Source organism: Pseudomonas thivervalensis (assembly GCF_001269655.1).
Classification (GTDB): domain Bacteria; phylum Pseudomonadota; class Gammaproteobacteria; order Pseudomonadales; family Pseudomonadaceae; genus Aquipseudomonas; species Aquipseudomonas thivervalensis.
Map to the genome: position 1 here is coordinate 96,170 of NZ_LHVE01000013.1, position 20,098 is coordinate 116,267.

Annotated in this window: 23 protein-coding genes; 2 read left to right on the top strand and 21 right to left on the bottom strand. The window is 61.1% G+C overall.

From position 1 onward, the window contains the following. Positions 1-2: 2 nt before the first annotated feature. A complete protein-coding gene (locus tag AD659_RS18285) occupies positions 3-485 on the bottom strand; it encodes a GNAT family N-acetyltransferase (protein WP_053123788.1) in 483 nt (160 codons plus the stop codon). Positions 486-652: 167 nt separating this feature from the next. Here AD659_RS18285 and AD659_RS18290 point away from each other — a divergent pair, with 167 nt between their 5' ends. Together AD659_RS18290 and AD659_RS18295 are read left to right on the top strand one after the other, a co-directional pair. Further along, positions 653-1,000, top strand: a complete 348-nt coding sequence (locus tag AD659_RS18290; protein WP_053123790.1) for a hypothetical protein — start codon at positions 653-655, stop codon at positions 998-1,000. A gap of 32 nt (positions 1,001-1,032) precedes the next feature. Then, positions 1,033-1,413, top strand: a complete 381-nt coding sequence (locus tag AD659_RS18295; RefSeq protein ID WP_053123792.1) for a Rho termination factor N-terminal domain-containing protein — start codon at positions 1,033-1,035, stop codon at positions 1,411-1,413. Between the two features lie 151 nt (positions 1,414-1,564). On the opposite strand, the gene araH is transcribed toward AD659_RS18295, so the two are convergent. The 20 genes from araH to fabD form a co-directional block, all read right to left on the bottom strand. Further along, positions 1,565-2,533 carry an L-arabinose ABC transporter permease AraH gene (araH, locus tag AD659_RS18300; RefSeq protein ID WP_025214842.1) on the bottom strand — a complete coding sequence of 323 codons (969 nt, stop codon included), beginning with the start codon at positions 2,531-2,533 and terminating at the stop codon, positions 1,565-1,567. Positions 2,534-2,543: 10 nt separating this feature from the next. Beyond that, positions 2,544-4,088, bottom strand: a complete 1,545-nt coding sequence (gene araG, locus AD659_RS18305; protein WP_053123794.1) for an L-arabinose ABC transporter ATP-binding protein AraG — start codon at positions 4,086-4,088, stop codon at positions 2,544-2,546. Positions 4,089-4,163: 75 nt separating this feature from the next. Further along, positions 4,164-5,168 (bottom strand): substrate-binding domain-containing protein, encoded by a 1,005-nt coding sequence (locus AD659_RS18310; RefSeq protein WP_053123796.1) that lies wholly within the window; start codon positions 5,166-5,168, stop codon positions 4,164-4,166. 174 nt (positions 5,169-5,342) lie between these two features. Next, entirely contained in the window at positions 5,343-6,161 is an 819-nt protein-coding gene (locus AD659_RS18315) for an SDR family oxidoreductase (protein WP_053123798.1), read from the bottom strand. A 236-nt stretch (positions 6,162-6,397) separates the two neighbouring features. Further along, entirely contained in the window at positions 6,398-7,273 is an 876-nt protein-coding gene (locus tag AD659_RS18320; protein WP_053123800.1) for an SMP-30/gluconolactonase/LRE family protein, read from the bottom strand. After that, positions 7,270-8,016, bottom strand: coding sequence for a FadR/GntR family transcriptional regulator (locus AD659_RS18325; RefSeq protein ID WP_003204233.1), 747 nt, complete (start codon positions 8,014-8,016; stop codon positions 7,270-7,272). Before AD659_RS18325 ends, AD659_RS18320 begins: the two co-directional genes overlap by 4 nt. Before the next feature lie 159 nt (positions 8,017-8,175). Continuing rightward, the gene (locus AD659_RS18330; protein ID WP_053123803.1) at positions 8,176-8,736 is read right to left on the bottom strand and encodes a DUF1285 domain-containing protein; all 561 of its coding nucleotides are present in this window, start codon (positions 8,734-8,736) and stop codon (positions 8,176-8,178) included. A 15-nt stretch (positions 8,737-8,751) separates the two neighbouring features. Beyond that, the gene (locus tag AD659_RS18335; RefSeq protein WP_053123805.1) at positions 8,752-9,357 is read right to left on the bottom strand and encodes a DUF4823 domain-containing protein; all 606 of its coding nucleotides are present in this window, start codon (positions 9,355-9,357) and stop codon (positions 8,752-8,754) included. 259 nt (positions 9,358-9,616) lie between these two features. Then, a complete protein-coding gene (locus tag AD659_RS18340; RefSeq protein ID WP_053123807.1) occupies positions 9,617-10,585 on the bottom strand; it encodes a GTP 3',8-cyclase MoaA in 969 nt (322 codons plus the stop codon). 155 nt (positions 10,586-10,740) lie between these two features. Continuing rightward, on the bottom strand, positions 10,741-11,379 hold the full coding sequence (locus AD659_RS18345; protein WP_003204240.1) for a TetR/AcrR family transcriptional regulator: 639 nt from the start codon (positions 11,377-11,379) through the stop codon (positions 10,741-10,743). 384 nt (positions 11,380-11,763) lie between these two features. Beyond that, entirely contained in the window at positions 11,764-12,558 is a 795-nt protein-coding gene (locus AD659_RS18350; protein ID WP_053123809.1) for a TatD family hydrolase, read from the bottom strand. A gap of 11 nt (positions 12,559-12,569) precedes the next feature. Beyond that, positions 12,570-12,926: a PilZ domain-containing protein gene (locus AD659_RS18355; protein WP_053123811.1), complete on the bottom strand. Its 357-nt coding sequence runs from the start codon at positions 12,924-12,926 to the stop codon at positions 12,570-12,572. A gap of 42 nt (positions 12,927-12,968) precedes the next feature. Beyond that, the gene (locus AD659_RS18360; protein WP_053123812.1) at positions 12,969-13,955 is read right to left on the bottom strand and encodes a DNA polymerase III subunit delta'; all 987 of its coding nucleotides are present in this window, start codon (positions 13,953-13,955) and stop codon (positions 12,969-12,971) included. Beyond that, positions 13,948-14,580, bottom strand: coding sequence for a dTMP kinase (gene tmk / locus AD659_RS18365; protein WP_053124189.1), 633 nt, complete (start codon positions 14,578-14,580; stop codon positions 13,948-13,950). The genes AD659_RS18360 and tmk overlap by 8 nt, the downstream gene beginning before the upstream one ends. A 20-nt stretch (positions 14,581-14,600) precedes the next feature. Beyond that, positions 14,601-15,761, bottom strand: a complete 1,161-nt coding sequence (mltG, locus tag AD659_RS18370) for an endolytic transglycosylase MltG (RefSeq protein ID WP_082341999.1) — start codon at positions 15,759-15,761, stop codon at positions 14,601-14,603. 3 nt (positions 15,762-15,764) lie between these two features. Next, on the bottom strand, positions 15,765-16,580 hold the full coding sequence (pabC, locus tag AD659_RS18375) for an aminodeoxychorismate lyase (RefSeq protein ID WP_053123816.1): 816 nt from the start codon (positions 16,578-16,580) through the stop codon (positions 15,765-15,767). Then, on the bottom strand, positions 16,580-17,824 hold the full coding sequence (fabF, locus tag AD659_RS18380; protein WP_053123818.1) for a beta-ketoacyl-ACP synthase II: 1,245 nt from the start codon (positions 17,822-17,824) through the stop codon (positions 16,580-16,582). Before fabF ends, pabC begins: the two co-directional genes overlap by 1 nt. A gap of 108 nt (positions 17,825-17,932) precedes the next feature. Next, a complete protein-coding gene (gene acpP, locus AD659_RS18385; protein ID WP_003175607.1) occupies positions 17,933-18,169 on the bottom strand; it encodes an acyl carrier protein in 237 nt (78 codons plus the stop codon). Between the two features lie 191 nt (positions 18,170-18,360). Further along, complete coding sequence (fabG, locus tag AD659_RS18390) at positions 18,361-19,104, bottom strand: 3-oxoacyl-ACP reductase FabG (protein WP_053123820.1); 744 nt, start codon at positions 19,102-19,104, stop codon at positions 18,361-18,363. A gap of 15 nt (positions 19,105-19,119) precedes the next feature. Beyond that, entirely contained in the window at positions 19,120-20,058 is a 939-nt protein-coding gene (gene fabD, locus AD659_RS18395) for an ACP S-malonyltransferase (RefSeq protein WP_053123822.1), read from the bottom strand. Positions 20,059-20,098: the final 40 nt, after the last annotated feature.

Genomic DNA, 20,098 nt, shown 5'->3' on the forward strand with positions numbered 1-20,098 from the left:
GCTCAGTTGCCGTGGGCGAAATCCCGTAGCACCTTGCCGTCCATTCGGTAGCGCACCCACTCTTCCTGGGGTTGCGCACCGAGGGACTTGTAGAACTCGATGGCCGGCGTGTTCCAGTCCAGCACGCTCCATTCGAAGCGGCCGCAATCGTTGTCACAGGCGATCTTCGCCAAGTGTCGCAACAGGGTCTTGCCTGCCCCGCCACCGCGCTGTTCAGGCGTGATGTACAGGTCTTCGAGGTACAGGCAGTTGCTGCCCAGCCAAGTGGAATAGCTGAAGAAAAACACCGCAAAACCGATCGGCACGCCATCACGCAGGCAGATCAAACCATGGGCGGTCGCGCCCTCGCTGAACAGGCTGCGCTCGATGTCGGCCACACTGGCGATGACTTCGTGGCGGGCCTTTTCGTAATCGGCCAACTCGGTGATGAAGGCAAGGATTTGCGGCGCATCGCTGGGTTGCGCAGGACGGATCTCGATCGACATGAACAGGCCTTGTAGCCAATTGAAAGCGCCATACTAAGCTGCGGCGCTGCGCTCGTCACATGTTCTGAAGACAACGCTCATAGCACCGTTCGTCGCCCCCCAGGCACCAACCCCGCTCCAGCACGGCCAAAAATCAGGCAAGCATTCCAAAAAATGGAGGCGACACCATGATTACTTCAAGGCTGACCGCGTTCACCTTCGCCGCGCTGCTGTCCACGGTGGCATTCGCAGCTTCCACCTCCGGCACCGGGCCGACCGACCCCGTGCAAGCGCCCAACTCGCCGGCCACGCAAGGCCTGCCCAAGTTGAACACCGACGGCACCGGCGGCGGTAGCCTGAACAATGGCCAGCCACCTGCCACCGGCACCGATCCGCGCGTGCAGGGTAATGACGCGGGCCGCCAGGGCGGAATGAATACGCCGGACTCCACGGCGCCCGACAACGCCGAGACCGGGGTGGGCTCGAAAACCACCACCGGTGGCTCGGGCTCCGAAGGTGGCGCCGCCAGCCAGTAGCCGCTGCTCAGACATTTGAGGAGGAAGATCCCATGCCTCGTGGAAGCAAAGACAAATACACCGACAAGCAAAAACGCAAGGCCGAGCACATCGAAGAAAGTTATGAGAAAAAAGGTGTGCCTGAGGGCAAGGCCGAGGCTCGGGCCTGGGCGACGGTGAACAAGCAGTCCGGTGGCGGCGAACGCTCCGGTGGCTCAGGCAAGGAAAAACCGGCGGAGGCCAAGAAAACCGACCGCAAGGAATCAGCCCGTCGCGCCGCCAAGACCCGCGAAGGTCACTCGCGCACCAGCAAAGCCTCCCATGAAGCCCAGACGGTGGACAGCCTGATGAAGGAAGCCCGGGCGAAAAACATTCCCGGACGCTCGAAGATGCGCAAGCAGGAGCTGGTCGAGGCGTTGCGCAAGGCGGGGTGAGTGTCCGCGTCTGGAAGGACGCCATCGCGAGCAGGCTCGCTCCCACACTCGTTCTGTGCTGTGCCGAGGTTCTGCGCCAGACACAATACCTGTGGGAGCGAGCCTGCTCGCGATGGCGATGGCGATGGCGATGGGTCAGCCGCCAGCGATTTCAGCGCTGCTTCAAGCGGTCGATCACTACCGCCAGCAACAGGATCGAGCCGCGGATGACGTATTGGTAGAAGGTGTCGATGTTCTTCAGGTTCATCGCGTTTTCGATGATCGCCAAAATCAGCACACCCGCAATGACGTGGCGAATCATGCCGATGCCGCCGCTCAACGACACCCCACCCAACACGCAAGCAGAGATCACGGTCAGTTCGAAGCCTTGGCCGATCATCGGTTGGCCCGAGGTCATGCGCGACGCCAGGATGACCCCGGCCAGGGCGCCGATCAGGCCATGCACGGCGAAGATGATGATCTTGGTGCGATCAACGTTCACCCCTGCCAGCAACGCCGCTTCCTGGTTGCCACCGATGGCCATGGTGTTGCGCCCATACGTGGTGTAGTTCAGCAGCCAGCCGAAAAACAGAAAGCAGACGATGGTGATAAGGATCGGCACCGGCACGCCGAACAACTGGCCGTTGCCGAACACGAAGAACGATTCCTGGGACACACCCACCGCCTTGCCGTTGGCAAAGATGTAGGCCAGGCCGCGGACGATCTGCATCGTCGCCAATGTGGTGATCAACGCGTTGACCCGCAGCTTGGCAATCACGATGCCGTTGATCAGGCCGACGATCAACCCCATCGCCAGCGCCGCACTGACGCCGAGGAACACGCTGTTGGTGTCGCGCATCACTACCGCTGCGACCACACCAGCACAGGCGATCACCGAGCCGACCGACAAGTCGAAGTGCCCGGACGCCAGGCAATACAACATGGTGCAAGCCGCGATGCCAGTGGTGGAAATCGCCAGGCCCAGACCGCGCATGTTCAGCGGCGACAGGAAATTATCGATCATCAGGGTGCAGAGCACGAAGATGCCGATGGCCGCCAGCAGCATGACCCAGTCATCCAGGAAACGGCGCAGGTCCAGGGGTTTGCGTGCCGTTGGCAGTGCATTGTTTTGAATGGTCATGATTTACCTCTCAGTTCGCCGCGTCGGCAACGCGTTGGCGCGGCAGCGCCAGTTGCAGCAGGTTGGATTCGTTGGCCTGGTCGCGCGGCAGCTCGCCGCGCATGGTCCCTTCGCAGAGCACCAGGATTCGGTCGGATATGCCCATCACTTCCATCAGGTCGCTGGACACCACAATCACCGCGATGCCGTCGGCCGCCAGGTTGTGGATAATCTGGTAGATCTCCGCCTTGGCGCCGATGTCGATGCCACGGGTCGGTTCGTCCAGCAGCAGGACTTTCATCGGCATCGACAGCCAGCGACCGAGAATCGCCTTCTGCTGATTGCCGCCGGACAGGTACATGATTTTCTGGCTGGCCGCCGGGGTCTTCACTTTCAGCGACTTGATCTGCTTGTCGGCATTGCCCCGCTCCCAATCGCCGCGCAACAGGCAGCCGAGGGTGGAATGAGCCGGGCGCGCGCTGATGTTGATGTTCTCGCCCACGCTGCCCAACGGAATGATGCCTTCTTTCTTGCGGTCTTCCGGACACAGCAGCACGCCAGCGGCGATGGCATCCCGTGGCGAACGCAATTTCAGTTCCTTGCCGTGCAGCACGAGGCTGCCCTCGCTCTGGCGCTCCAGGCCACTGAGCAAGCGAAACAGCTCGGTACGACCGGCGCCGACGAGCCCGAACAAGCCGAGGATCTCGCCCTTGTGCACCTGGAAACTTATCGGCTCGCGCAAACCCGGCCCCAGCAGTCCCTTCACTTGCAGCGCCACATCGCCGCGTTCCCGAGGACGGTAATCATAGATGTCCTGGATATCGCGACCGACCATGCAAGTGACCAACTGATCGTGGGTCAACTCGCTCATGTTCTCGAAGGTCCGGACATAACGACCGTCCTTGAAGACCGTCACCGCGTTACAGATGCGGAATACTTCTTCCATGCGGTGGCTGACGTACAGCACCACTTTGCCCTCGTCTCGCAAGCGGGCGATGATCGCCATCAAACGATCGATTTCCCGGGCCGACAGGCTACTGGTGGGTTCGTCGAAGGCAATGACATGGGCACCACGGGACAAGGCCTTGGCGATTTCCACCAATTGGCGTTGGCCGAGGGACAGGCGACCGACTTTTTCCTGCGGGTCGATTTCGTCGGCCAGGCCTTTGAGCAGCGTCAACGCCTGCTGGCGCAGCACACTGCGATTGACCAGGCCGAAGCGCGCCGGCAAATGGCCGAGAAACAGGTTTTCCGCGACGGTCATTTCCGGCACCAGGTGCAGCTCCTGGTGAATCACCGCCACACCGCTGGCGATGCTGTCGGCGGTGCCTTTGAAGGCCATCGTCTGTTCGCCGATCTGCAGATCACCACTGCTCGGGATGTAGGCACCACCGAGGATCTTCAGCAACGTGGACTTGCCCGCGCCGTTCTCGCCCATCAAGGCATGCACCTGCCCCGGATGCGCGACGAAACTGATGTTGGCCAGCGCCTGCACGCCGGGAAAGGATTTGCCGATCCCGTTGAATCGCAAGCTGCCGCCGATGTTGTGTTGCCGTGTCGCTGTTTGCGCTTGCATAACCACCTCGAACTTACAGAGATCAAGCGACCCCGCCACTCATGTGGCCAGGGCCGCTTTTGAATCAACCGGCCGTCAGTTCCACAGACCGATCTTTTCCAGCTCCTGCTTGAAGTTCTCCCGGGTGATCAGTGTCACCTCGTCCATGGCGGTGTATTTCGGCGGCTCCTTGCCGGTGGTGATCCACTCGTACATCATTTCGGCGGTCTTGTAGCCTTCGATGTGCGGGCTTGGCAGCATCGAACCGAAGAAGCCGCTGTCAGGTTTTTTCAGTTCACCGATGGCGTCGGTGCCATTGATGCCGATACCGATCACGTTCTTGGCACTGAACCCGGCCGCTTCGGTGGCGCGCACGCCGCCCAGCACGGTGTTGTCGTTCATGCCGCCGATGATCAGGTTTTTCGCGGCGCTTGGCAGTTTCACCAAGGCCGAGTTGGTGGAATCCATGCTGCCAGGTACGTCGAGGGTTTTCAGGGCAGCTGTGAGGATGTGATCTTTCGGCATACCGGCATCTTCAAGCGATTTGATCGAACCATCGGTGCGCTTCTTGCCAGTGTCCAGTTCGTTGTAGGTGTTGATCACCGCGTAGGTGTCCTTCCAATCCCAGCCGCGTTTTTTCGCTTCAGCGGCCATGGCGGCGCCCTGCTTCTGGCCCACTTCGAACGCGGCCATGCCCAGGTACGGCACGTCTTCCATGAACTTGCCGTTGGCGTCGACGAACCGGTCGTCCACGGCAATCACCTTGAGATCGTTGAGCTTGGCCTTGGCCATGATGGCCGGGCCGAGGGACACGTCCGGCGGGCAGATCACGAAGCCCTTGGCCCCGTTGGCGGCCAGGCTGTCGATGGCCGAGAGGGTCTTCTCGCCGTCGGGCACGGCGATCTTGATCAACTGGAAGCCTTTATCCTTGGCCGCCTTCTCGGCAAACGCCCACTCGGTCTGGAACCAAGGCTCCTCGGCCTGCTTGACCAGGAAACCAATTTTTACCGCATCGGCCGCCAGCAAGTGGCTGCTGAGGCTGACCGCGGTAACCGCCAGGGCGGCGCGACACAGGGAACGGATCCCACGACGATGTTTCATAGTTGACTCCTTGTTTTTTTTATTGAAAGCCAAACGTCCAGGGTCTGCTCCACCGACAGTGGAAATGCGCAGGCTGGGCGGTTACATCAAGTTGCTACACAGCATAGGCCTAAATAGTCATATCGTATGATGATTGGATTACAGGCGAAGTTTTCGACTGCAATCCAGGAATATTCAGTCGTGGTACATGACCGAACGTCCTCCATCGATGGTGATGCATGAGGCATTGATAAACGGTGCTTCGTCACTGGCCAGGAACACGGCCGTCATTGCCACTTCGACCGGTTGCCCGACGCGCCGTGGCGGGTGCAGATCCAGCGCACGCTGGCGTTCGGCATGGGGATCGGCAAAGCCGTTCCAGTAGTCGACGTTCAGTTGGGTCTCGATGTAACCCGGGGCGATGGCATTGACGCGTACGCCTTTGGGCGCGTATTCGATGCCCAGGGCGCGAGTCAGGCCGAGCAAGCCGTGCTTGGCCACCGGGTAAGGGAAACAGCCGGGAATGATGTGGGACGAATGGACGGAGGCAATGTTGATGATGCTGCCCACGCCCTGCTCGATCATCTGTGGCAACACCGCCTTGCAACCGTACCAGGCGCCATCCAGGTCGATGGCGAAGCAGCGGCGCCAGTCCTCTTCGGTCATTTCCAGCGGGTCACGGAAGACATTGACGCCGGCGCAGTTGACCAGCACATCGATGCGGCCATGCAGCTCGACGGCGCGACGGGCCATGGCCTGCAAGTCCTGTTGCTTCGACACGTCGGCCTGCAACGCTTGCACATCGGCCCCGCGTTCACGCCAGTGGGCGGCCACCGCCTCGACCTTCTGCGCCTGGATATCACTGATCACCAGCCGGGCCTGTTGCGAGGCGAAGGCCGCGACGATGGCCTCGCCGATGCCTTGGGCGGCGCCGGTCAATAGCACGACCTTGTCCTTCAGGCGTTCGCCCTTCGGTGGCTCCGGCACGGGTGGCAAGACCAAGGGCTCAGCCATGGCTCAAGGCTCCTGCACGCGGGCACGACGAAAACCGGGCATCCACGGATGACCGGCGCAAAGGCGCTTGAAAGAACAGTGGCCGGCGTACGTCGCCGGGGCGTACGGGGAAAGATCGTTGCATCACTTCACCTGTCTTGTTTTTTTAGTGTGAGTGCGTATTGCCGATGGAGCCGACTATAAACCCGGCCGCCAAATAATCTCAATATATATATTTACATCCCATATTTTGGGATTTATCCCGCAAACCTCGTACAGGCCACGCCAGGCACATCGACACGCATCGACAGCAAGGCGCCGTCCAGCGGATGACCCAAGGGACTCGCCGCGCTGGTGATGTACAACGTCTTGAGGTCTTTACCGCCGAACACACAACTGGTCGGCCGGCTGACGGGCAGTTCGATCACCCGATCAACCTGGCCGTCCGGGGTCAGCCGCAACAGGCAACTGCCGTCCCAGCGAGCGTTCCAGATATACCCTTGGGCATCCATCGCCGAGCCATCCGGGCCGCCACGCGGATGTGGGCCGAACCAGACCTCGGCCGGCGCCAGGTTGCCTTCCGGGTAGATGAAGTGCCGATACACCGTGCCGTCCAGGCTGTCGCCGAAATACACCGTGGTGCCGTCGGGGCTCCAGAGCAACGTGTTGGGGATGCCCAGCCCGCGCAACAAGGGCATGACCCGGCCATCGCTCCCGATACGAAACAGGCCGCCGGACCGTTGCTCGATCGGCAAGTCCTCGCCGTCGGCACCGATGTTGTTCTGCATGGTGCCGAGCCAGAGTTGGCCCAGCGCATCGCAACGGGCCTCATTGGCACGATTGCCCAGTTGGGGATCGGCCATGCACAGCAGCGTCAGGCGCGGTTCCAGGCCCGGCGAATCAAGATCGAGGCGATAGACGCCACTGCTCAGGGTCACCAGTGCGTCGCCACTTTGGGTCGGTATGAAGGCGGAGACATGTTCGGGCATCTGCCAGATCTCCACATTGGCGCCGATCAGCCGCAGTGCCTGCTTGCCAGCGATATCGACCCAATACAACGCCTGGGTCGGTGCATCCCAGAACGGCCCCTCGCCCAGTTTTGCCCGGTGTTCCGTCACAGCCGTCCACTTCATTGAAACCTCCCGTTCCCGGCTTGCCCGGCGGCGTCTGTTCGACCGGCCATGACATTGGGGTAAAAGCGTTTGATCGCCAGGTCGGCGTTATCGATCAGGGTCATGCAGGCCCAGACACCCCGCGCGGCATCACGGGCGGCGATGGCATCGGCGATGTCCTTGTGGATGGGCAAGGTACGGCGCAGCTCGTCCGGGTCGGCCGCCGACACCTCGAACGACACCGCCAGCAATGCCCCCAGGGCCGGCACCATTTGTTCGATGAATTGATTATGGCTGGCGGCCAGGATGCATTCATGGAAAAACTGGTCGGCGCGGTTGTAATCGGCGCCGCTGTCCACTGCCCGCTCCAGCGCATGGTAGGCCAGGCGGATCGCCTGCACCTGATCGGCCGTGGCCCGCTCACAGGCCCAGCGCACCGCCATGGGCTCGATGGTACGGCGCAGGTCCAGCAAGTCATCGACAAAGTTTTCCGGCAGGCCGCTGCGTGACAGCCAGCCCACCACTTGGGGGTCGAACAGGTTCCAGCGGCGCACCGGCAATACCCGCGTGCCGACTTTCGGCCCGACTTCCAGCATGCCCTTGGCCACCAGGGTCTTGATCGCCTCGCGAATCACCGTGCGACTGACACCCAGTTGCTCGCCCAAATCCGCTTCGACCTTGATGGTTTGCCCAGGCTTGACCTGGCCGGCGGCGATCCACCCCCCCAGCCAATCGACGGTCGATGCATGAAAACTGCTGGACATGAAAACCCCGCGGGCCACTCTTATTGGTGGCCCACGCTAATCATCATACGATTGGGTGTCAATTTGTATTTTGCATAACCGCTGTGGGAGCGAGCCTGCTCGCGATAGCGCTCGTCCAGCCGACACAGATGTTGGATCAACCATCATTCCCACAAGGGATCAGGGTTCCAGGCCGATGGGGAAAAACACACCGCCACTCCACACGCCCAACCAGCGCTGCCCGTCGATCTCGCGGCTGACCGCCAGCTCCACCAACTGGTAGAACACATTGCGATGAATCAGCGCTTCGAGGTTGCTGCGCACGTGCACGTAGGGCGCCGGTTCCTGGGTTTGGGGGTCGATCACCACCCGCATCGGGTGCTCGCCGCCGGCCTCGGTGGTTTCTTCGACGTTGGTGGTGAAGCGCAGCAACTGCCCGTCTCCCTGCCCTTCGACTTCAAGGGTCACGGCCACGAACGGCGCGTCATCGACCTTGATGCCGACTTTTTCCACAGGGGTGATCAGGAAATAATCATCGCCGTCGCGGCGGATGATGGTGGAGAACAGCTTGACCATCGGTTTTCTTCCGATGGGCGTGCCCAGGTAATACCAGGTGCCGTCCCGGGCGATGCGCATGTCGATGTCGCCGCAGAAGTCGGGGTTCCACAAGTGGACCGGCGGCAGGCCTTTGGTCTTGGGGATCTGCCCCAACAGGTCATTGGCTTTTTGCGGTCCGCTCATGGTGACTCCTGATAATTACTGGTCGCTCATCCCCAACAGACTGCGGGCATATTCACGCAACGGCGCGGCGATGAGGTCTTGAGGCTGTTTGTCGTGGAACGTCAGTAAACCGCCACGACTCTTGATCCGTGCAGTATCAATCAAATACTGGGTGCTGGTCTCGATCAACATGATTTGAATCACGCTGGTATCGACACCCAGGCGATCCACCGCCTCTTCGTCCAGCCACTCGTCGGAGTTGCCGATGCGGTTATCGGCCTTGGCGAACCGGGTGTACAACAGGTAATGGGCACCGGCGGCACGGGCTTCGCCCATGGCTTGGTCGAGGCCTTCGGGAACACGGGCACGACGGACCATGGGGAAATATTCGATGAAGCCATTGAAGGCTTCTTCGGCCACGACGTTGGGACGCGGATAGGCACTGCCCGGCGGAGCGAAGGCGCCCTGGGCGATGTAAATGAACGAGTCGGGCTGAATTCGCAGGTTGTTCACACGACGGCTGTCGCTATGGTCCAGCAGGCCGGCGTCGCTCATGTGATAACGAACGCCCTCCCCCATGTCGCTGACATTCATGCAACCGCCAAGCACCAAAACGGCCAGCAGCAAAACCAGGCTACGCATCCTATCCCTCCAAAAACCGGTGTCGGAAAACCGGCGAATGGTCGTGGGATGCAGCTTTTGCGCCAGCTCACAGGATGATTGGGTATCAGCCTTGGAATACCCTGTGGCGAGGGAGCTTGCTCCCGCTGGGCTGCGCCCGTAGGAGCTGTCGAGTGCAACGAGGCTGCGATCTTTCCCCCAGACACTTGAATCCCAAGCGAAAGATCAAAAGATCGCAGGCTTCGCCAGCTCCTACAGACTCAAGCCACCAAAGGTCCGATCAGCCACCAATGATCTTCATGATGGTCGCACCGCCGGAAAACGCCACTTCCTGCTTGTCCCCCAAGGCCTTGACCAGCAAGCGCTGAAGCGCCGGCAAAGCCTGATGGCGTGGCTTATCCAGAAGGTCGCCGACGAAGTGACGGTTACTCGACGACAGGCAGCCGTGCAGCCAGCCCGTGGAAGACAACCGCAGTCGCGAACAGGTACGGCAAAAAGGCACACTTTCGTTGGCGATCACGCCAAAGTGCCCCAAGCCCGGAATCTCATAACGCACCGCCGTGGCATCCACCGGCGCATTGGCTTGCAGGTATTCGTACTGATCGCCGATCAGGCTGAGCAATTGCTGGAGGCTGACAAATTGCTGCAGGAAGGCGTTGGAGTCACTGGCCAGGTGGCCCATGCGCATCAACTCGATGAAACGTAACTCATAGCCGCGTTCCAGGCAGTACTCGAGCAACGGCATCACCTGGTCCAGGTTTTGCCCGCGCAACGGCACCATGTTGACCTTGATCTTCAGCCCGGCGGCCCGGGCCTGCTCCATGCCGTCGAGCACGGTCGCCAGGTCACCACCCCGGGCGATGCTGCGAAACGCAGCCGGATCAAGGGTGTCGAGGGAAACGTTGATGCGACGGATACCGGCGTCCACCAGCAACGGCAGTTTTTTCGCCAGCAACTGGCCATTGGTGGTCAGGCTGATGTCCTCCAGGCCCATCTGCCCCACCGCCGTCATGAAACGCTCAAGCTTGGGGCTCACCAGCGGCTCGCCACCCGTGATGCGCAACCGCTCGATACCGGCGGCCTCGATCAGATAGGCCACGCCGCGCGCCATGGCCTCGGCCGACAGTTCATCCTGCGCAGCCACCAACCGCTTGCCGTCAGGCACGCAGTAGGTACAGGCGTAGTTGCAGGCTGAGGTCAGGCTGATCCGCAGATTACGGAAACGCCTGCCTTGACGGTCAACGATCATGGATCACTCCGGCACGAGAAAAATCGGACTCGCGAAAATTGACCTAGAAATCAAGATTTCGCAAGACCCAAGCCTGAGTATATTACTGGGGCACTGCGCCATGTAAGCGGACATGGCGCAATAAGGCAGCTGAATGTCTTGGCTTGGGCGGCCAGTCAGCTGCTCGGGACGTCGGTATCGCGCTTGCGCTTGTTGCCCATGCGCACGCCGATGTCCATCAGGAACTGGAAAAAACCTTCCTGGTCTTCCAGCACGTTGCTCCAGAACGGCGAGTGATACAGCGCCACCGCGCCGTGCACCAACGCCCAGGCGGCGCAGTAATGGAAATAAGGTGGCACGTCCTCAAGCTTGCCTTCGCTGATCCGGCCCTTGATCAGCAGGGTCAGGCGTTCGAAGTTCGAGGCGCGGATCTTGTGCAGCTCCTCGACCATCTCCGGCACCTGGTTGCCCTTGACCACCTTCTCTTCCAAGCGATCGAACAAGCGGTAGCGCTGCGGGTCGCGCATGCGGAACTCGAAGTAGGCCCGGGACAGGGCCTCCTTGTCCTTGTCCACATCGGCTGAATGCAGCAACTCGTTCAAATCGCGCTCATAGTCGAGCATCAGGCGCAGGTAGATTTCCGCCTTGGATTTGAAATGTTTATAAATCGTGCCTTTGCCGATACCCACGGCATCCGCAATCATCTCGACGGTGACACTGTCTTCACCCTGGTCGAGGAACAACTTGAGCGCGGTGTCGAGAATTTCCTGCTCGCGGCGGCGAAACTCACGGACCTTACGGGGTTCTTTGTGCATAAGAAAAAGGTCTGAAGGGTCAAAATTCGAAGCCGGGTATTATGCCTAACTTACGTAAAAATGCACGGATCATCCGTTCCCGGCCACTGTTCTTCACAAAACCGTACACACCCGGCTCGCCGTTTCCCGCGCCAATGCGCCGTGCCAGCGAGCTTTGGCGACAGTGAGAACCTATCCGAAGCGAAGGTATTCCAAATCTGTTTAAAAACCGCCCCGGCCAGACTGGACGGGTTGGCATACTGATCAATACTTGAACTGTCGGCGCGACATCTCCCCCAAGTGACGCGCCGATAAAGGTACCAACGGACCGCGTGCCTTTGTTTTACTCCTAATGGTCTTAACCCGGATTCACCCCCCAGAACCCGGGTTTTTTTTGCATGAAATTCAGGCGTCCACCGAACGGACGTGAGCCAGCGGAAACAATTGCTTAAAATTTTCCGTTGTCTGCTCGGCAAAGCGTTCGTAGGACTCACCACGTAGCATCGCCAGAAACTCCGCCACTTCCCGTACGTATTGCGGAAGGTTCGGCTTGCCGCGATACGGGATCGGTGCCAGGTAAGGTGAGTCGGTTTCCACCAGCAGCCGATCAGCCGGCACTTTGCTGGCAACGTCACGCAGGGCATCGGCATTGCGGAACGTGACAATCCCGGACAAGGAAATGTAATAGCCCATGTCCAAGGCAGCCTTGGCCATGTCCCAGTCTTCGGTGAAGCAATGCAGCACACCGGCCTGGGGCAACGCGGCGTCACGCAGCAAGGCCAAGGTATCGGCCCGGGCGCCACGGGTGTGGATGATCACCGGTTTGCCGGTCTGCCGGGCAGCCTCCAGGTGCAGCCGGAACGACGCCTGCTGCACGTCGGCGGCTTCCGGCTCGTAGTGATAGTCCAGGCCGGTTTCGCCAATGGCGACCACCCGTGGATGGTCGAGCTCACGTAACAGCCAATCGAGCGCAGGCGCGGCGCCGGGCTGGACGTCCAGTGGGTGGACGCCGACCGAACAATCGACATCGGCATAACGCTCGGCCAGGGCCTTCACGTCGGCAGCGTTGTCGGCGCTGACGCCGATGCACAGGAAGTGGCCGACGCCCCGCTCCCGGGCCGCGTCCAGCGCGGCATCCAGGGAACCGCCATGGGCAGCGAGGTCGAGACGGTCAAGGTGACAATGGGAATCTACAAGCATAAAAGGTCAGGCTACATCGTATGGGTGGGACGGTCGGACTTCAGGGAGCCGGCCAAGTGGGTTTCAATCTGATTGCGGGCTGAATTGTCGCCGTCGCTGAACTGCACGCCCACGCCGGCGGCCCGATTGCCCTGGGCGCCCTTGGGGGTCAGCCAGATCACCTTGCCGGCGACCGGAATTTTCTCCGCCTCGTCCATCAGGCTCAAGAGCATGAACACTTCATCGCCCAAGCGATAATTCTTGTTGGTCGGGATGAACAGGCCGCCATTCTTGATAAAGGGCATGTAGGCGGCGTAAAGCACCGATTTGTCCTTGATGGTCAGGGACAGGATGCCGTTGCGTGGGCCGGGACTGACAGGTTCGTTCATGCTGATCTCCGCTGCGATTGAGCTGAGTCTAGGCGGTACCTGTCAACTTCGACCAGGCAAACTCGCCCACTGCACCAACAGCGCCTCGAGCAACAGCACCCGATTGAGGTTCGCCTTGCTCAGCACCTTCTGACGTTGGGCAAGAATCCAGTCCTGGATGTTCAAGATTTTATCCTGGTTGCTTTTTTGTGCCAGGTACTGGATCACCTTGCGCATGTCGCCCAATCCCAGACCTGCCTCGTCTTCGGTCAGCCGGTAACGCAGGATCAGGCTCGACCAGTCGCAGAACCAGTCAAACAGCAGCAGTAGCGGGATGGCGTTCCAGCCCTCGGCCAGTTGCGTGGGGGATTGCTGCTGCTTGAGCAGCTTCTTGACCCCGTCCACCACCAAGGCCCGCTGTTCACGCACACCCTGGGCCTGAAGGCTGACAGCCGCCAAGGGCGAACCGGCCGCGAGGGTCAGCAACTCGACGCGCTCTTCATCGCTGCTGTCAGGCAGGGCCTGGGCCAGCCATTGCAAGCTCATCGCCTCGCTCGGCAGCGGGCAGGCCTGTTGCACGCAACGACTCTTGATCGTCGGCAGCAAGCGACTCGGCTGGTGGCTGACCAACAACAGCACGGTATCGCCGGAAGGTTCTTCGAGGCTCTTGAGCAAAGCGTTGGCGGCGTTGATGTTCATCGACTCGACCGGCTCGATCAGCACCACTTTGCGCCCGCCCATCTGCGAGGTCTGGACCACGAAGCTGACCAGGTCGCGGACTTGGTCGACCTTGATCGCCTTGTCCGCCTCTTCCGGCTCCAGCACGTAATTGTCGGGATGGCTGCCGGCCTTGAGCAGCAGGCAGGACTTGCATTCACCACAGGCGTTCGAAGCACCCGGACGCAGGCACAGCAGACTGGCCATCAAGCGCTCGGCCAGTGCCCGCTTGCCGATGCCGACCGGGCCGTGCAGCAGATAGGCATGGGCATGCTGGGCACGACCGGCCAATTGCTGCCAGAGACCGTCTTGCCAGGGATAGGCTTCAGCCACGGACACGCTCCAGCAAACGTGGAAGCAAGCCATCCAGGGACTGCTGGACCTGGGTAAGCGGCTGCGCGGCGTCGATCAGCAGGTAACGCGCCGGATCGGCCTTGGCGCGCCCCAGGAAGGCATTGCGCACGGCATTGAAGAAGGCCTGGCCCTCAAGCTCGAAACGATCCAGCCGGCCACGGGCGCTGGCACGGGCCAGGCCGATTTCCACCGGCAGGTCGAACACCAGGGTCAGGTCTGGCCGCAGGTCACCTTGGACGAAACTTTCCAGCGCGGCGATGCGCTCCACGGACAAGCCCCGGCCGCCACCCTGGTAGGCATAAGTCGAATCGGTAAAACGATCGCAGAGCACCACGGCGCCACGGGCCAGCGCCGGGCGAATCACCTCGGCCAGATGCTGCGCCCTGGCGGCGAACACCAGCAACAGCTCGGTGTCGGGATTCATGACTTCTTCAAGGGGCGCCAGCAGCACCTCGCGGATCCGCTCGGCCAGCGGCGTACCGCCCGGCTCGCGGGTCAATACCACCTCGATGCCGGCGGCCCGCAGGCGTTCGGCCAGGTATTCGCGGTTGGTGCTCTTGCCGGCGCCTTCCGGGCCTTCCAGCGTTATAAACAAGCCAGTCACGGGGCGATCCTTAATCAAAGTCATTGCGGGCTCGGTGGCTCGCTGGCGTCCGGTTCGGGGGCCGGTACCTGAGGTGGCACTTGGGGCACCGCCTCTGGCGCCGTGTCGGGTGAGGCCGCCGGGATCGGCGCCTGCTCGTCCGGCGTTGCCGGGGCCGGGCTGGAGCGGTAATCGGCACGGCGCTTGAGCTGGAACTCGCGCACGGCGTTGTTGTGCGACTCCAGGTCATCGGAAAACACGTGGCTGCCATCGCCGCGTGCGACAAAATAAAGGCTGTTGCCCGGTGCCGGGTTCAACGCGGCATGAATCGCTTCGCGCCCCACCATCGCAATCGGCGTCGGCGGCAAGCCCGGGATCAGGTAGGTGTTATACGGGTTTTCTTCTTTCAAATGGGCGCGGGTGAGCTTGCCGGTGTAGCGCTCGCCCAAGCCGTAGATCACCGTGGGATCGGTCTGCAGCAGCATGCCCAGGCGCATGCGCCGCACAAAGACGCCGGCAATTTGCCCGCGTTCCTGGGGCACGCCGGTTTCCTTCTCCACCAACGATGCCATGATCAGCGCCTGGTACGGCAGGGTGTAAGGCACATCGGCGGCACGCTGTGCCCATTCCTTGGCGAGCACATCGTCCAGGCGGTCGTAGGCTTTTTTCAGCAAGTCGACATCGGAAGTGCCACGCACGAAGCGATAGGTGTCCGGGAAAAACCGGCCTTCAGGAAACACCCCCGAGTGGCCGATACGCTCCATGACCTGACTGTCGCTCAGGTCGGTGAGGGTCTGCTGGAGCTTTTCATCCTTGGCCAGTGCCGCGCGCACCTGACGGAAATTCCAACCTTCCACCAGCGTCACGCTGTACTGCACCACGTCGCCGCGCTTCCAGACACCGATCAGGCCTTCCATGGTCATGCCCGGCACCATCCGGTATTCACCGGAGTGCAACGGCTGGCCGGCAAGGTTGAAGCGCCAATAGATCCGCAGCCAGAAAGCATCCTTGATCAGGCCATCGGCCTCGAGGCGCTTTAAGGTTCCGGTCGGGGTGGTCCCATTGGGCACGTCCAGCATTTCTTCCTGGGTGATGTTCAGCGGCTGTTGCAGCGCCGAATGAATCTTCCAGGCCGAAGCGCCCAACAACAGCCCTGCCAGGACCAGTCCGGTCTCCAGCAGCAGCAAGAATTTACGTCTCACGAATCAAGCATCCAATAGCGCACGGGCAAGGGTCTGCAGTTTACGGGTGAGCGGGCCAACCGACCAGCGCGCCGAACCGCATCCGCGTACCGGCCACACGCCATAAACGCTGTTGCAGACGAAAACTTCATCGGCCTGGTGCAGCTGTTCAAGGCTGAGGTCGGTGATTTGCGTAGCGATGCCTTGGGACTTGGCTTGAAACAATAATTCCGTGCGCATCACGCCGGCCACGCCGCAACGGCTCAGGTCCGCTGTGAACAAAACGTCATCGCGCACCAGGAACAGGTTGCTGAATACGCCTTCGATTACCCGCCCGGACGTGTCCAGCATCAAGCCTTCGGCGTACTGCCCATCGCACCACTCGGCACGGGCCAACACTTGTTCCAGGCGATTGAGGTGCTTGAGGCCGGCGAGCAAGGGCTGCTCGGACAAACGCACGGTACAAGGAAACAGGTGAACGCCTTGTTCGGCATGGGCGGTGGGATAAGCGGCTGGCGGACTCCCTTGCAGGATGCGCCGGGCCGGGGTGGAAGGATCAGCGGCATAGCCGCGCAGGCTGTCGCCACGGGTCACGATCAGCTTGAGCACGCCATCGCCCAGGCAACGGGCGTAGGTGCTCAACTCTGTGCTCAATGCGCTCATGTCGACGTTGAGCGCCAACCGCTGGCAACCTGCTTCCAGGCGCTGCAGGTGACGCTCCAGCAGCACCAGGTTGCCATCGTGCACCGCGATGGTCTCGAACAACCCATCGCCGTAAGCCAGGCCGCGGTCCTTCAGCGACAGGACGTCGGCCGGCTGACCGTCGACCCAGCTTTCCATCAACCGGCGAACCGGCGGAACACCAGCGAACCGTTGGTCCCGCCAAAGCCGAAGGAGTTGGACAGCACCACATCGATGTCCATGCTCCGGGCGGTGTGCGGCACAAAGTCCAGGTCGCAGCCTTCGTCCGGCTCATCGAGGTTGATGGTCGGCGGCGCCGTCTGGCTGTTGATCGCCAATACGCTGAAGATCGCTTCCACCGCCCCTGCCGCACCCAACAGGTGACCGGTCATGGATTTGGTCGAGCTGACTGCCAGCTTGTAGGCGTGCTCGCCGAACACGGTCTTGATCGCCTGGGCTTCGGCCAGGTCGCCGGCCGGGGTCGAAGTGCCGTGGGCATTGATGTACTGCACCTGATCGCCGTTGAGCTTCGCGTCACGCAAGGCATTGGCGATGCAGCGGGCCGCACCGGCGCCGTCGGCCGGTGGCGAGGTCATGTGGTACGCATCGCCACTGGTGCCAAAGCCGATCAGCTCGGCATAGATGGTCGCGCCGCGGGCTTTGGCGTGCTCCAGTTCCTCGAGCACCAGCGCACCAGCACCGTCGGACAACACGAAGCCATCGCGGCCCTTGTCCCACGGCCGGCTCGCGCGGGCGGGCTCGTCGTTGCGGGTCGACAGCGCACGGGACGCGCCGAAACCGCCCATGCCAAGGCCGCAAGCGGCCATTTCAGCACCACCGGCAATCATCACGTCGGCTTCGTCGTACATGATGTTACGCGCGGCCATGCCGATGCAGTGGGTACCGGTGGTGCATGCCGTAGCGATGGCGTAGTTGGGCCCCTGTGCACCGAGGTGGATGGACAGGAAACCGGAAATCATATTGATGATCGAGCCCGGCACGAAGAACGGAGAAATCCGTCGCGGCCCCGAATCATGCAGGGTGCGGCTGGTTTCTTCGATATTGGTCAAGCCGCCAATACCCGAACCCATGGCTACGCCGATGCGTTCACGGTTGGCGTCGGTGACTTCCAGGCCGGCGTTACGCACTGCCTGAAAACCGGCTGCCAGGCCGTACTGTATGAACAGGTCAAGCTTGCGCGCTTCCTTGACCGACAGGTATTCCTCGACATTGAAACCCTTTACCGAGCCGCCAAAACGGGTGGAATAGGCAGAAAGGTCGGTGTGTTCGATCAGACCAATGCCACTGCGGCCGGCCAGAATGCCCTGCCAACTGCTCGGCACATCCGTGCCCAGTGGCGACAACATACCCATACCGGTGACTACGACGCGTCTACGCGACACAGCACTCTCCTTTTTCTAATGACGACTTTGCATCAGGCCTAAAGAAAAAACCGCACGCCGTGACGGCAGTGCGGTTTTTCCATGACAGCTAGCGACGACTAAATACGATTACGCCTGGTGGCTGGTAACGTAGTCGATAGCAGCTTGTACAGTAGTGATCTTCTCAGCTTCTTCGTCAGGAATCTCGGTCTCGAATTCCTCTTCCAGAGCCATCACCAGCTCAACGGTGTCAAGGGAGTCGGCACCCAGGTCTTCAACGAAGGAAGCGGTGTTCACAACTTCTTCTTCTTTAACGCCCAGTTGCTCGGCAACGATTTTCTTGACGCGCTCTTCGATGGTGCTCATACCTTGTTTTCACTCCTAATGGACAAATTCAGGCAGCTGGCCGGTGGGTAAGTGTATAGAAGAACTTTTCGGTTTTTCAACCGAAAGCTTCACTCCTCAAACCCCGCGGCCCGCCGTCTATAAATTGGTTGCAGCTTTATAACGGATTTTAGACAGCTCGTATGACATTTTTTTGAAGCAATCCGTCACATTTAACTCATGTACATCCCGCCGTTCACCGGGATTGTAGCCCCGGTCACGTATGCCGCACCGTCCGACGCAAGAAAAGCGACCACGGACGCGATTTCTTGAGCTTGCCCCAGACGACCCAGCGGAATCTGTGTCAACAAGCCTTCACGCTGCGCTTCCGGCAGTTCACGGGTCATGTCGGTGTCGATGAAACCCGGTGCAACCGAGTTTACCGTAATCGAGCGCGAACCCACTTCACGCGCCAGCGCACGGCTGAAACCTTCCAGACCGGCTTTCGCCGCAGCATAGTTTACTTGGCCTGCGTTGCCCATGGCACCCACAACCGAGCCGATACTGATAATTCGACCCCAGCGCGCCTTGGTCATGCCACGCAAAACGCCCTTGGACAGCCGGTACAGACTGTTCAGGTTGGTGTCGACCACGTCGAACCATTCGTCATCTTTCATGCGCATCATCAGGTTATCGCGGGTGATGCCGGCATTATTGACCAGGATCGCCGGCGCGCCGAACTGCTCCTGGATGCTCGCCAGTACCGCCGCAACGGATTCGTCGCTGGTGACGTTCAGCTCAAGGCCGGTGCCCTGGATATCGTTTTCCTTCAGGGTCGCGGCGATGCGCTCGGCGCCCGAAGCGGAAGTCGCGGTGCCGATGACGATGGCGCCTTGACGACCCAGTTCCAGGGCGATGGCCTGGCCGATGCCGCGGCTTGCACCGGTCACCAGTGCAACTTTACCTTGCAGACTCATGCAAGCTTCTCCTGTTCAGGCCTGCGCTGCACGGGCGGCAGCGAAGGCGTCTGGGGTGTTGAGGTTGGAAGTCGACACGCCTTCGGCGCAGCGTTTGTTCAGGCCAGCCAGCACTTTGCCAGGACCGCATTCGACCAATTCGGTCGCGCCCTTGGCCGCCAGGGTCTGCACCGATTCGACCCAGCGAACCGGCTTGTAGAGTTGTTCCAGCAGATCGCGCTTGAGGGTCTCGAGATCCGGCGCGACGTTAGCGCTGACATTCTGCACCACGGGAATCTGCGGGGCCTGCCAATCGATGGCAGCAATGGATTCGGCAAAGCGCTCGGCGGCCGGACGCATCAACTCACAGTGCGACGGCACGCTGACCGGCAACGGCATGGCACGCTTGGCACCACGGGCCTTGCAGCCTTCGATGGCACGCTCGACAGCCGCCTTGGCACCGGCGATGACCACCTGGCCCGGGGAGTTGAAGTTCACCGCGCTGACCACATCGCCTTGCGCCGCTTCGGCACAGGCCGCCAGCACATCAGCATCCTCCAGACCGAGGATTGCGGCCATGCCGCCCTGCCCGGCCGGAACGGCTTCTTGCATCAACTGGCCACGACGCTCCACCAGTTTCACCGCGGCACTCAGGCTCAGGCTGCCAGCGGCAACGAGGGCGCTGTATTCGCCCAGGCTGTGACCAGCGACGAACGCCGGCCGCGCGCCGCCTTCAGCCAGCCACAGGCGCCACAGGGCGATCGAGGCGGTGAGAATGGCCGGTTGGGTTTTATCGGTTTGATTGAGCTGCTCTTCCGGCCCTTGCTGGGTCAGCGCCCACAAGTCATAGCCGAGCGCGTTGGACGCTTCTTTGAATGTTTCGAGGATCAGCGGGTATTGCGCGCCCAGCTCGGCCAGCATGCCGAGGGACTGCGAGCCCTGCCCTGGAAAGACGAATGCGAGGGAAGCAGACATGAAAACAAAGCCCCTAATGATCTTGTCGTCAAAAATTGAC

Bases quoted from the DNA above. Each gene is read 5' to 3' on its own strand.
- AD659_RS18340 (WP_053123807.1), bottom strand. From the start codon at position 10,585: ATGATCGTTGACCGTCAAGGCAGGCGTTTCCGTAATCTGCGGATCAGC.
- acpP (WP_003175607.1), bottom strand. From the start codon at position 18,169: ATGAGCACCATCGAAGAGCGCGTCAAGAAAATCGTTGCCGAGCAACTG.
- araH (WP_025214842.1), bottom strand. From the start codon at position 2,533: ATGACCATTCAAAACAATGCACTGCCAACGGCACGCAAACCCCTGGAC.
- AD659_RS18325 (WP_003204233.1), bottom strand. From the start codon at position 8,016: ATGTCCAGCAGTTTTCATGCATCGACCGTCGATTGGCTGGGGGGGTGG.
- AD659_RS18320 (WP_053123800.1), bottom strand. From the start codon at position 7,273: ATGAAGTGGACGGCTGTGACGGAACACCGGGCAAAACTGGGCGAGGGG.
- AD659_RS18345 (WP_003204240.1), bottom strand. From the start codon at position 11,379: ATGCACAAAGAACCCCGTAAGGTCCGTGAGTTTCGCCGCCGCGAGCAG.
- AD659_RS18350 (WP_053123809.1), bottom strand. From the start codon at position 12,558: ATGCTTGTAGATTCCCATTGTCACCTTGACCGTCTCGACCTCGCTGCC.
- fabG (WP_053123820.1), bottom strand. From the start codon at position 19,104: ATGAGTCTGCAAGGTAAAGTTGCACTGGTGACCGGTGCAAGCCGCGGC.
- AD659_RS18335 (WP_053123805.1), bottom strand. From the start codon at position 9,357: ATGCGTAGCCTGGTTTTGCTGCTGGCCGTTTTGGTGCTTGGCGGTTGC.
- AD659_RS18290 (WP_053123790.1), top strand. From the start codon at position 653: ATGATTACTTCAAGGCTGACCGCGTTCACCTTCGCCGCGCTGCTGTCC.
- AD659_RS18330 (WP_053123803.1), bottom strand. From the start codon at position 8,736: ATGAGCGGACCGCAAAAAGCCAATGACCTGTTGGGGCAGATCCCCAAG.
- pabC (WP_053123816.1), bottom strand. From the start codon at position 16,580: ATGGAAAGCTGGGTCGACGGTCAGCCGGCCGACGTCCTGTCGCTGAAG.
- AD659_RS18310 (WP_053123796.1), bottom strand. From the start codon at position 5,168: ATGAAACATCGTCGTGGGATCCGTTCCCTGTGTCGCGCCGCCCTGGCG.
- araG (WP_053123794.1), bottom strand. From the start codon at position 4,088: ATGCAAGCGCAAACAGCGACACGGCAACACAACATCGGCGGCAGCTTG.
- fabD (WP_053123822.1), bottom strand. From the start codon at position 20,058: ATGTCTGCTTCCCTCGCATTCGTCTTTCCAGGGCAGGGCTCGCAGTCC.
- AD659_RS18355 (WP_053123811.1), bottom strand. From the start codon at position 12,926: ATGAACGAACCTGTCAGTCCCGGCCCACGCAACGGCATCCTGTCCCTG.
- AD659_RS18295 (WP_053123792.1), top strand. From the start codon at position 1,033: ATGCCTCGTGGAAGCAAAGACAAATACACCGACAAGCAAAAACGCAAG.
- AD659_RS18285 (WP_053123788.1), bottom strand. From the start codon at position 485: ATGTCGATCGAGATCCGTCCTGCGCAACCCAGCGATGCGCCGCAAATC.
- AD659_RS18315 (WP_053123798.1), bottom strand. From the start codon at position 6,161: ATGGCTGAGCCCTTGGTCTTGCCACCCGTGCCGGAGCCACCGAAGGGC.